Annotated in this window: 7 protein-coding genes; all 7 read left to right on the forward strand. The window is 33.6% G+C overall.

The features are described from left to right. The first annotated feature begins 14 nt into the window (after positions 1 to 14). The 7 genes from rplJ to fusA all read left to right on the forward strand — a co-directional run bounded on the left by rplJ (position 15) and on the right by fusA (position 11937). Positions 15 to 518, forward strand: a complete 504-nt coding sequence (rplJ, locus tag KEC93_RS00875; RefSeq protein ID WP_023976909.1) for a 50S ribosomal protein L10 — start codon at positions 15 to 17, stop codon at positions 516 to 518. Positions 519 to 568: 50 nt separating this feature from the next. Beyond that, positions 569 to 934: a 50S ribosomal protein L7/L12 gene (gene rplL / locus KEC93_RS00880; RefSeq protein WP_011967505.1), complete on the forward strand. Its 366-nt coding sequence runs from the start codon at positions 569 to 571 to the stop codon at positions 932 to 934. A 330-nt stretch (positions 935 to 1264) separates the two neighbouring features. Then, a complete protein-coding gene (rpoB, locus tag KEC93_RS00885) occupies positions 1265 to 4975 on the forward strand; it encodes a DNA-directed RNA polymerase subunit beta (RefSeq protein WP_039772555.1) in 3711 nt (1236 codons plus the stop codon). Positions 4976 to 4996: 21 nt separating this feature from the next. Continuing rightward, complete coding sequence (rpoC, locus tag KEC93_RS00890; protein WP_023976907.1) at positions 4997 to 8533, forward strand: DNA-directed RNA polymerase subunit beta'; 3537 nt, start codon at positions 4997 to 4999, stop codon at positions 8531 to 8533. Between the two features lie 256 nt (positions 8534 to 8789). Beyond that, the gene (rpsL, locus tag KEC93_RS00895) at positions 8790 to 9167 is read left to right on the forward strand and encodes a 30S ribosomal protein S12 (protein WP_011967508.1); all 378 of its coding nucleotides are present in this window, start codon (positions 8790 to 8792) and stop codon (positions 9165 to 9167) included. A gap of 149 nt (positions 9168 to 9316) precedes the next feature. After that, positions 9317 to 9787 (forward strand): 30S ribosomal protein S7, encoded by a 471-nt coding sequence (gene rpsG / locus KEC93_RS00900; RefSeq protein ID WP_017210137.1) that lies wholly within the window; start codon positions 9317 to 9319, stop codon positions 9785 to 9787. Between the two features lie 83 nt (positions 9788 to 9870). Then, positions 9871 to 11937 carry an elongation factor G gene (gene fusA / locus KEC93_RS00905; RefSeq protein ID WP_023976906.1) on the forward strand — a complete coding sequence of 689 codons (2067 nt, stop codon included), beginning with the start codon at positions 9871 to 9873 and terminating at the stop codon, positions 11935 to 11937. The last annotated feature ends 131 nt before the right edge of the window (positions 11938 to 12068 follow it).

Genomic DNA, 12068 nt, shown 5'->3' on the forward strand with positions numbered 1-12068 from the left:
GGTGGACTACAGTAATGAATAAAAACAGACAACTTAAAGAAGCAAAAGTTGCTGAAATTAAGGAAAAATTAGAAAAATCAAAAGCTGTTGTTCTTAGTAAGTATCAAGGTCTAAATGTTGAAGAAGATACAGCTCTTAGAAAAAGTTTAAGAGACGCTGGAGTTGAATACAAAGTATATAAAAATACTTTAGTAGCTTTAGCAGCTAAAGAATTAGGCTTAGATGGTATAGCAGAATATTTAGAAGGACCAGTATCTGTTGCATTTAGTTATGAAGATGTAACATTAGCTGCAAGACTTTTAAATGACTTTGCTAAAGATCATAAGAAGTTGGAATTAAAAGCTGGTATCATAGAAGGAGAAATCTATGATGAAGCTAAAATTAAACAGCTTGCAACAATACCATCAAAAGAAGTTCTTATTGCAAAACTTCTTGGAAGTATCAAGTCTCCAATATCAAGCTTTGCACGTGTATTAAGTGCTATTGCTGATAGCAAGGGAACTGAATCTGCAGAATAATTTAAAGATTAATTAAAATTTTAAGAAAAAATTCGGAGGTGCTATTAAAAATGACAAGAGAAGAAATAATTCAAGCAATAAAAGAAATGAGCGTTTTAGATTTAAATGAATTAGTAAAGGCTTGTGAAGAAGAATTTGGAGTAAGTGCTGCTGCTGCTGTTGTAGCTGGTGGAGCTGTAGCTGGTGGAGCTGCTGCTGAAGAAAAAACTGAATTCGACGTAGTATTAGCAAGCGCAGGAGATAACAAGATTAAAGTTATCAAAGTAGTTAGAGAAATAACAGGATTAGGATTAAAAGAAGCTAAGGAAATAGTTGATGGAGCTCCTAAGACATTAAAAGAAGGCGTTTCTAAAGACGAAGCTGAAGATATGAAAGCTAAATTAGCTGAAGTAGGAGCTACTGCAGAAGTTAAGTAGTTTGTTTTAAAGAAAAAGGTGCTTTATAGCACCTTTTTTAAACTAAATTTATAAAGCTATATAAAATGCTTGTTAGGTAAATAGGTATTTTATATAGCTTTATAACTAAAAAGGATTCTTTAATAATATTTATTGACAAGAAAAATATCCTATGATATTATAATATAATGTATTATTCTCTATGGAATACTATATATTTATAGTGGAAATAAGGAGTATAATCTGGTGAATAATGGTTATACTATAGAAAGACGCTGTCCGAAAGCAAAGTCCTTAGGGAAAGTATGCTTTTGGCTATTTTAGTTTATTTTATACAAGGGGTGAAAATTCATGGTACATCCTGTCCAAGTTGGAAAAAGAACAAGAATGAGTTTCGGTAAGGTTAATGATGTTACTGAAATGCCGAATTTAATTGAGGTTCAATTAGATTCATATGAATGGTTTTTAAGAGAAGGGCTGCATGAAGTTTTTGATGATATTAATCCTATCACAAACTTCACGGGGAATTTAGTACTTGAGTTCGTAGACTATAAACTTGATATGGAAAATATCAAGTATTCTGTCGAAGAATGTAAGGAAAGAGACGCGACTTATGCTGCGCCATTAAAAGTTTCAATCAGATTGCAGAATAATGAAACTGGTGAAATTAAAGAACAAGAAGTATTTATGGGTGACTTCCCATTAATGACAGAGCAAGGTACCTTTGTAATTAATGGTGCTGAAAGAGTTATAGTTAGTCAATTAGTAAGATCACCGGGTGTATATTATAACTACTCTATAGATAAGAGTGGTAAAAAGTTATATTCATCAACTGTTATCCCTAATAGAGGAGCATGGTTGGAATACGAAACAGATTCTAATGATGTAATTTATGTAAGAATTGATAAAACTAGAAAATTGTCAATTAGTATATTAGCAAGAGCTATGGGATTAGGCAGTGATCAGGAGTTGCTAGATTTCTTCGGCGAAGAAGAAAGATTTAGAGCTTCAATAGAAAAAGACAATACTAAAACTAAAGAGGAAGCACTACTTGAAATATATAAGAGATTGAGACCTGGTGAACCACCAACAGTAGATAGTGCTATATCTTTAATTGATACATTATTCTTTGACGCAAAAAGATATGATTTATCTAGAGTCGGAAGATATAAATTTAATAAAAAACTTGCATTAAATCTAAGAATAGCTAACCAAGTAGCAGCCACTGATATTGTTAATCCACAAACTGGAGAAATAATGGTGGAGAAGGGTCAGAAAATAAGTAGATTAGTAGCTGAAGAGATTCAGAATGCAGGTGTTAAATCGGTTGATGTATTAATAGAAGATAAAGTTATTAGAGTAATTAGTAATAACTTTGTAGATTTGAAGAAACAAGTTTCTTTTGATATTTCAGACCTAGGGATAAAAGAATTAGTTCATTATCCTACTTTGAAGGAAATATTAGATAATTTTTCTGATGAAGTAAGTATTAAAGAGGAAATCAAGAAGAATATTAGTAAACTTATTCCTAAACATATTATAAGAGATGATATATTTGCAACTATAAGCTATGAACTAGGATTAACTTATGGAATAGGTTATGTTGATGATATAGATCATTTAGGTAATAGAAGATTGAGATCTGTAGGGGAATTATTGCAGAACCAATTTAGAATTGGTCTATCTAGAATGGAAAGAGTAGTTAAGGAAAGAATGACTATTCAAGATCAAGAAGCTATAACTCCTCAAATGTTAATTAATATAAGGCCGGTAGCAGCAGCTATCAAAGAATTTTTTGGTAGTTCACAATTATCACAGTTCATGGATCAAACAAATCCATTATCAGAACTTACGCATAAGAGAAGATTATCGGCATTAGGACCAGGAGGACTTTCAAGAGAAAGAGCTGGTTTTGAAGTAAGAGACGTTCACCATTCACATTATGGTAGAATGTGTCCAATTGAGACACCAGAAGGTCCTAATATAGGTCTTATAAATTCGTTAGCAACTTTCGCAAAAGTTAATGAGTATGGATTTATTGAAACGCCATATAGAATTGTTGACAAAGAAAATGGAAGAGCTACAGATGAAATAAGATATTTCACTGCTGATGAAGAAGATCAATGTTTAATAGCTGAAGCAAAGGAGCCCATGGATGAAAATGGGTACTTTATAAATAAAAAGGTCAGAGTAAGACATTTAGAGGATATATTAGTTGTTCCAACAACTGACGTTGATTTAATAGATGTATCTGCAAGACAAATTGTATCTGTTGCAACTGCGATGATACCATTCCTTGAAAATGATGATGCATCAAGAGCGCTTATGGGTTCAAACATGCAACGTCAAGCAGTTCCATTATTAAGTCCTCAAGCGCCAATAGTTGGAACAGGAATCGAATTTAAAGCTGCTGTTGACTCAGGGGTATTACCAAAGGCAAAGAATGCTGGAGTAGTTACTTATGTTTCGGGTAGTGAGATTCGTGTTAAGAGAGACTCAGATGGTGGCACAGATGTATATAAATTATTAAAGTTTAAGAGAAGTAACTCAGGAACTTGTATTAATCAAAGACCGATAGTTGATACGGGAGAAATAGTATACAAGAATCAAGTTATTGCAGATGGTCCATCTACAGATTTAGGTGAAATTGCATTAGGTAAGAACATCAGAATGGGATTCATAACTTGGGAAGGTTATAATTACGAAGATGCTATGTTAATTTCAGAAGAATTGGTCAGAGAAGATGTCTTTACATCTATGCATATAGAAGAATATGAATGTGAAGCTAGAGATACGAAGCTAGGACCAGAGGAAATTACAAGAGACATACCAAACGTAAGTGATGATGCACTTAAGGATGTAGATGACAGAGGAATCATACGAATCGGTGCAGAAGTGAGATCAGGAGACATATTGGTTGGAAAAGTAACGCCAAAAGGTGAAACTGAGCTTACAGCAGAAGAAAGATTGTTAAGAGCAATTTTTGGTGAAAAGGCAAGAGAAGTAAGAGATACCTCATTAAGAGTACCTCACGGTGAAGCTGGAATAATAGTTGATATAAAAGTATTTACAAGAGAAAATGGGGATGAATTAAACCCAGGAGTAAATGAACTTGTAAGATGTTATATTGCACAAAAAAGAAAAATTTCAGTTGGGGATAAAATGGCAGGACGTCATGGTAATAAGGGGGTTATCTCTAGAATATTACCAGAAGAAGATATGCCATTCTTACCGGACGGTAGACCTCTTCAAATATGCTTAAATCCATTAGGAGTACCTTCTCGTATGAATATAGGTCAGGTACTTGAAGTTCACTTGGGTTGGGCAGCTAGCCATTTAGGATGGCATATAGCTACACCTGTATTTGATGGTGCAACACAACCTGAAATCACAGAATGCATGATAAAAGCAGGATTTAGAGAAGATGCTAAAACTATATTATATGATGGTAGAACTGGAGAACCGTTTGATAATCCAGTAACTGTTGGTATAATGTATATTTTAAAACTTCACCATTTAGTAGATGATAAGATTCACGCTAGATCTACAGGACCATATTCATTGGTTACTCAACAACCATTAGGAGGTAAAGCTCAATTTGGTGGTCAAAGATTTGGTGAAATGGAGGTTTGGGCATTAGAAGCATATGGAGCGGCACATACACTTCAGGAAATATTAACTGTTAAGTCAGATGATGTTGTAGGTAGAGTGAAGACATATGAGGCTATAGTAAAAGGGGAAAATATACCTGAACCAGGAGTACCGGAATCGTTCAAAGTTCTTATTAAAGAGTTACAAGCATTGTGTCTGGATATTAAAGTATTAAATGATGCACATGAAGAAGTTACTTTAAAAGAATTTGTGGATGAGGATATGGCAAATTTAGAAGTTAATATAGAAGGCAGTGAAGAGATCATGGTGCCGGAACCAGATGTATTAGAGGACGATAGTTATGATCAAAACACTGATGAAGACATAGATGAAATTGATTATGATGAGAGTGTCGATATAGCTGATCTTGAAACTGAATTAGAACTAGATGATTTTAATGATGAACACTAATTTTGAAGGGAGGATTTACCCTTGTTTGAATTAAATAATTTTGATGCAATACAAATTGGTTTAGCATCTCCAGAACAAATAAGACAATGGTCAAGAGGAGAAGTTAAGAAACCAGAAACTATTAACTATAGAACTTTAAAACCAGAGAGAGATGGTTTATTCTGCGAAAGAATTTTTGGACCAATGAAAGATTGGGAATGTCACTGTGGAAAGTACAAAAGAGTAAGATATAAAGGGATAGTTTGTGATAGATGTGGAGTTGAAGTCACAAAAGCTAAAGTGAGAAGAGAAAGAATGGGGCATATAGAATTAGCTGCCCCAGTATCTCATATTTGGTACTTTAAAGGAATTCCATCAAGAATGGGATTGATTTTAGATATGTCGCCAAGAGCTTTGGAAAAAGTTTTATACTTTGCATCTTATATAGTGATAGATCCGAAGGAAACACCACTATTGAAGAAGCAGCTTCTTAATGAAAAGGAATATAGAGAAGCTGTAGATAAATATGGAGATGAAAGCTTTGTAGCAGGCATGGGAGCTGAAGCAATTCAAGATTTACTAAATGAAATTGATTTAGTAACTTCTTCAAAAGAACTTAAAGAAGAATTAAAGCAAAGTTCGGGACAAAAGAAAGTTAGAATTATTAGAAGACTAGAAGTTGTAGAATCGTTTAGAAAATCAGGCAATGATCCACAGTGGATGGTCATAAATGTGATACCAGTAATACCACCAGATTTAAGACCTATGGTTCAATTAGATGGAGGAAGATTTGCGACATCTGATTTAAATGATTTATATAGAAGAGTAATAAACAGAAATAACAGATTAAAGAAGTTATTAGATTTAGGTGCTCCAGATATAATTGTGAGAAATGAAAAAAGAATGCTTCAAGAGGCAGTAGATGCACTTATTGATAATGGTAGAAGAGGAAGACCAGTAACTGGACCTGGAAATAGACCTTTAAAATCTCTTTCAGATATGTTAAAAGGTAAACAAGGTAGATTTAGACAAAACTTACTTGGTAAGAGAGTTGACTACTCAGGTAGATCAGTTATCGTTGTTGGTCCAGAATTAAAAATGTATCAATGCGGACTTCCTAAGGAAATGGCAATAGAATTATTTAAACCATTTGTTATGAAAAAGCTTGTACAAGATGGAATAGCTCATAATATAAAGAGCGCCAAGAGAATGGTTGAAAGAGTATTACCACAAGTATGGGATGTATTGGAAGAGGTAATTGCAGATCATCCAGTATTACTTAACCGTGCACCTACATTGCACAGACTTGGTATTCAAGCATTCCAACCTGTATTAGTAGAAGGTAGAGCAATAAAACTTCATCCGTTAGCATGTACAGCTTATAACGCTGACTTTGATGGGGACCAAATGGCTGTCCATCTTCCATTGTCAGTAGAAGCTCAAGCAGAAGCTAGATTCTTAATGCTAGCTGCAACAAATATTTTGAAGCCATCAGATGGTAAACCAGTTTGTGTTCCAACACAAGATATGATTCTTGGATCATACTATTTAACCATGGATAAGAATGGTGCAAAAGGGGATGGAATGACATTCTCAAGCAAAGATGAAGCTATAATGGCATATGAAGTTAAAGAAATTGATATACATGCTCAAATAAATGTTAGAATGTTTAGAGAAATTGATGGTGTAGTTAAGTCTAAGATAATTAAAACTACAGTTGGAAAGATTATATTTAATGAATCAATTCCGCAAAACTTGGGATTAATCAATAGAGAAAATGAAGAAGATATGTTCAATTTAGAAGTTGATTTCTTAGCTACGAAAAAGTCATTAGGAACGATAATCGATCAATGTTACATGAAGCATGGTCCGGTTAAAACATCTATAATGCTTGATAATATTAAAGCATTAGGGTATCATTATTCATCAATCGGCGCTGTAACAGTTGCTTCATCAGATATAATAGTTCCAAAAGTGAAATATGATTTACTTAAGGAAGCAGATGAAACGATCGAAAAGATTGAAAAGATGTATAAGAGAGGTTTCATATCTGATGAAGAAAGATATGAAAGAGTTATAGAAAAATGGACTCAGACAACTGAAGATGTAGCCAATGCATTAATGGATAGTCTTGATAAATTTAATCCGATATATATGATGGCTGATTCTGGAGCCAGAGGATCAAAATCTCAGATTAAGCAATTAGCTGGTATGAGAGGTCTTATGGCCAGTCCGTCAGGTAAGATTATAGAGTTGCCTATAAGAGCATCATTTAAAGAAGGATTAGATGTAATAGAATATTTCTTGTCTACTCATGGAGCTAGAAAAGGTAATGCAGATACAGCGTTAAAGACGGCGGATTCTGGATATTTAACTAGAAGACTTGTTGACGTTTCTCAAGATGTTATTGTAAGAGAAGAAGATTGTGGTACAGATGAAGGAATATTTGTAAGTGAAATTAAAGAAGGTAATGAAGTTATCGAAGAATTAAGAGAAAGATTAATTGGTAGATATACAGCAGAAGATATTGTTGATCCAAAAACTGGTGATATAGTACATCCAAAAAATGAATATATGGATCCGTATGCAGCTGACAAGATAGTTTCAGCAGGAATTAAGAAAGTAAAAATTAGATCTGTGTTCACTTGCAAATGTAAAGTTGGTGTGTGTGCTAGATGTTATGGTATGAATATGGCAACAGCTAAAAAGATTGATATTGGAGAAGCTGTTGGAATAATAGCAGCACAATCAATTGGAGAACCAGGTACACAGCTTACAATGAGAACATTCCATACCGGTGGAGTTGCAGGAGCAGATATCACTCAAGGTTTACCTAGAGTTGAAGAACTATTTGAAGCTAGAAAGCCAAAAGGGCTTGCAATAGTAAGTGAAATTGCTGGTACTGCGAGAATAGAAGAGACGAAGAAGAAGAGAACAGTAATAATTATGGGTGCTGATGGAGAAGAACGTAGTTACGATATACCTTTTGGATCAAGATTGAGAGTCAATGAAAGTGATTATATTGAAGCTGGTGATGAAATTACAGAAGGTTCAGTAAATCCTCATGATATAATGAGCATAAAAGGAATAGATGGAGCAAGAAGATATTTACTTTCGGAGGTTCAAAAGGTTTATAGACTACAAGGTGTTGATATCAATGATAAACACTTAGAAGTAGTTGTTAGACAAATGACTAGAAAGATAAAAATTGTTGACTCGGGAGATACAGAATTATTACCAGGAACTATGATTGATATGTTTGATTTCTATGAAGAAAATGCTAGAGTAAGAGAATTTGGTGGAGAAGAAGCAAAAGGAGAACAAACTCTACTAGGTATAACTAAGGCAGCATTAGCAACTGATAGTTTTCTATCAGCAGCTTCGTTCCAAGAAACGACAAGAGTTCTAACAGAAGCAGCAATTAAAGGAAAAGTTGATCCTTTAGTTGGATTAAAAGAAAATGTAATAATTGGTAAGCTTATTCCAGCTGGTACTGGAATGATGAGATATAGATCTTTAAAGGTGGAAACAGATAGTGAATTGGTTGAAGAAACTATTGGAGAAACTGTTGAAGAATAAGCATGTATTATATTGACATGTGTAAAATTAAATGATAAAATACAATTTGTGTGATTTTAAATGTGAAATCACACAAATTAATGTGAATATATCATTTTATAAAAGTAAATTTATAGCTTAATACATAGGATATTGATTTATTGTGTAAAATTTAGGTATATTTGATAAGTTGTATGATATACTAATTCATATAACTTGATAAATTAGTGTTTATCTTAATTTTAAAATAGATAAATAAATTTCAGGAGGTGAAAAAATGCCAACTATTAGCCAATTAGTAAGAAAAGGCAGAAAAACAGCAGTAGTTAAATCAACTGCACCAGCACTTAAAGAGTGTCCTCAAAAAAGAGGTGTATGTACAGTAGTTAAAACAACAACTCCTAAAAAACCTAACTCAGCGTTAAGAAAAATTGCTAGAGTTAGATTAACAAATGGATTTGAAGTAACTGCATATATTGGTGGAGTAGGTCACAACTTACAAGAACATAGTGTTGTTCTTATAAGAGGTGGAAGAGTTAAAGACCTTCCTGGTGTTAGATACCATATCGTAAGAGGTGCGCTAGACTGCGCTGGAGTAGCTAACAGATTACAAGGAAGATCAAAGTACGGTGCTAAGAGACCTAAGAAGAAATAGGAATTTTAACAAAGAATAGTGCTTATCTTCAACAGAAATTATAGATTTTATTTTGAGTTTATATACATGTAAAAGATGTAGCACTTTACGGTATGAAAAATACCGAGTACCGATGAACTTAAATTTAAAATGTTAAGGAGGGAAGAAAAGTGCCAAGAAAAGGACATATCGCAAAAAGAGACGTATTACCAGATCCAGTATACAATTCAAAGGTTGTTACTAAATTTATAAATAGTATAATGGAAGATGGTAAGAAGGGTGTAGCCCAAAAGATATGCTATGAAGCATTTGAATTAATAGCAAAAAGAAGTGGAAAAGAAGCTTTAGAAGTATTTGAAGAAGCTATGAACAATGTAATGCCATTACTAGAAGTTAAAGCTAGAAGAATAGGTGGTGCTACTTATCAAGTTCCAATCGAAGTTAGACCAGAAAGAAGACAGACATTAGGAATAAGATGGATGTTAATAGCAGCTAGAAAAAGAGGCGAAAAGCTAATGAGTGAAAGAGTTGCTGGTGAATTATTAGATGCATCTAATAATACAGGAGCAGCTGTTAAGAAGAGAGAAGATACTCATAAAATGGCAGAAGCTAATAAGGCATTTGCTCATTACAGATACTAATATCTATAAAACTGTTTTGGCTTATGCTAAGGCAGTTTTGTCAAATTAAATTATATTTTACTCATTGAGAGGAGGACAAATAAATGGCTAGAAAATATCCTTTAGATAAATTCCGTAACTTCGGTATAATGGCTCATATAGATGCTGGTAAGACAACAACTACTGAACGTATATTGTTCTATACAGGAGTGAGTCACAAAATAGGGGAAGTTCATGATGGTGAAGCTACAATGGACTGGATGGTTCAAGAACAAGAAAGAGGTATAACAATTACTTCAGCAGCAACTTCATGTTTCTGGAAAGAACATGAACTTAATATTATAGATACTCCTGGTCACGTAGACTTCACAGTTGAAGTTGAAAGATCATTAAGAGTACTTGATGGAGCTGTTACAGTTCTTGATGCAAAGAGCGGTGTTGAACCACAAACTGAAACTGTTTGGAGACAGGCGGATAAGTATGGTGTGCCAAGAATGATTTATGTAAATAAAATGGATGCAACAGGTGCTGATTTCTTTAGATGTATTCAAACAGTTAAAGATAGATTAAAAGCAAACGCAGTTCCGATTCAGATTCCAGTAGGTAGCGAACAAGGCTTCAAAGGAATGGTTGACCTTATAAAGAATGTTGCTTTTATATTCTATGATGATCTTGGAAAAGATATGAGAGAAGAAGCTATACCAGCTGAATATGCTGATCAAGCTGAAGAATACAGAGCAGCAATGATAGAAGCTATTGCTGAAACAGATGAAGAATTAATGGAAAAGTATTTAGAAGGTGAAGAACTTACAATTGAAGAATTAAAAGCTGCTTTAAGAAAAGCTACAATTGCTAACGAAATATATCCTTGTATTTGTGGTTCTTCATACAAAAACAAAGGTGTTCAAGAAATGATTGATGGAGTTGTAGATTACTTACCATCACCATTAGATGTTCCAGCAATAAAAGGAACAACATTAGATGGAGAAGAAGATCATAGAAATTCTTCAGACTCTGAACCATTATCAGCTTTAGCATTTAAAATAGCTACTGATCCATTTGTTGGTAAATTGGCATTTACAAGAATATATTCTGGCGTAATGCAGAGTGGTTCATATGTTCTTAACTCAACAAAAGGTAAGAAAGAAAGAATCGGTAGACTTGTTAAGATGCATTCAAATTCAAGATCAGAAGTTGAATCATTAGAAGCAGGGGAAATTGGTGCAGTAATTGGATTAAAAAACACTACAACAGGTGATACTTTATGTGCAGAAAATAGTCCAATAATTCTTGAAGCTATGGAGTTCCCAGAACCAGTTATAAGAGTAGCTATTGAACCAAAGACAAAAGATGCTCAAGAAAAAATGGGTATGGCATTAGCTAAATTAGCAGAAGAAGATCCTACATTTAAGACTTGGACTGATACAGAAACAGGTCAAACAATTATTGCGGGTATGGGAGAGCTTCACTTAGAAATAATTGTTGATAGACTTCAAAGGGAATTTAAAGTTGAATGTAATGTTGGAGCACCTCAGGTTGCTTATAAGGAAACAATTAGATCAGCTGTTAAAGCAGAAGCTAAATATGCTAAACAATCAGGTGGTAAAGGACAATACGGTCATGCTGTAATTGAAATGGAACCAACTGAAGGCGAATATGTATTTGAAAATGCTGTTGTTGGAGGAGCTATTCCTAAGGAATACATACCAGCTATTGATGCAGGTATTCAAGAAGCATCTAAAAATGGTATAATTGCAGGCTATAATGTTATTAACTTCAAAGTTAAATTAGTACACGGTTCATACCATGAAGTTGACTCATCTGAAATGGCATTTAAAATAGCAGGTTCTATGGCATTTAAGAATGCAATGGCTAAAGCAAGCCCTGTACTTCTTGAACCAATGATGAAAGTTGAAGTAACAGTTCCAGAAGAATACATGGGAGATGTTATCGGAGATATCAATTCAAGAAGAGGTATAATGGAAGGTATGGAAGCTCTTAATGGAGCGCAAGTTATTAGAGCGTTTGTTCCATTATCAGAAATGTTTGGATATGCTACTACTTTAAGATCTAGAACTCAAGGTAGAGGAGTTTACTCAATGGTATTTGATCACTATGATGAAGTTCCAAAGAATATTCAAGAACAAATTGCAGGTAGCAGAGCTAAATAAAGAGTAATATAAAGTTTTTATCATATTGTATATTAAATTATTTTACGGAGCATATAATGTGTTTTAATAATTTTCATATAATATGGTAAAAAACTTGAATAATAAATATAGATATTAAAATATCTATAAGT

This window comes from Clostridium beijerinckii (genome assembly GCF_018223745.1).
Lineage (GTDB): Bacteria > Bacillota > Clostridia > Clostridiales > Clostridiaceae > Clostridium > Clostridium beijerinckii.

What these genes read in the sequence shown, in the direction of transcription:
- rplJ (WP_023976909.1), top strand. Translation starts at nt 15, where the DNA reads ATGAATAAAAACAGACAACTTAAAGAAGCAAAAGTTGCTGAAATTAAG.
- rplL (WP_011967505.1), top strand. Translation starts at nt 569, where the DNA reads ATGACAAGAGAAGAAATAATTCAAGCAATAAAAGAAATGAGCGTTTTA.
- rpoB (WP_039772555.1), top strand. Translation starts at nt 1,265, where the DNA reads ATGGTACATCCTGTCCAAGTTGGAAAAAGAACAAGAATGAGTTTCGGT.
- rpsL (WP_011967508.1), top strand. Translation starts at nt 8,790, where the DNA reads ATGCCAACTATTAGCCAATTAGTAAGAAAAGGCAGAAAAACAGCAGTA.
- fusA (WP_023976906.1), top strand. Translation starts at nt 9,871, where the DNA reads ATGGCTAGAAAATATCCTTTAGATAAATTCCGTAACTTCGGTATAATG.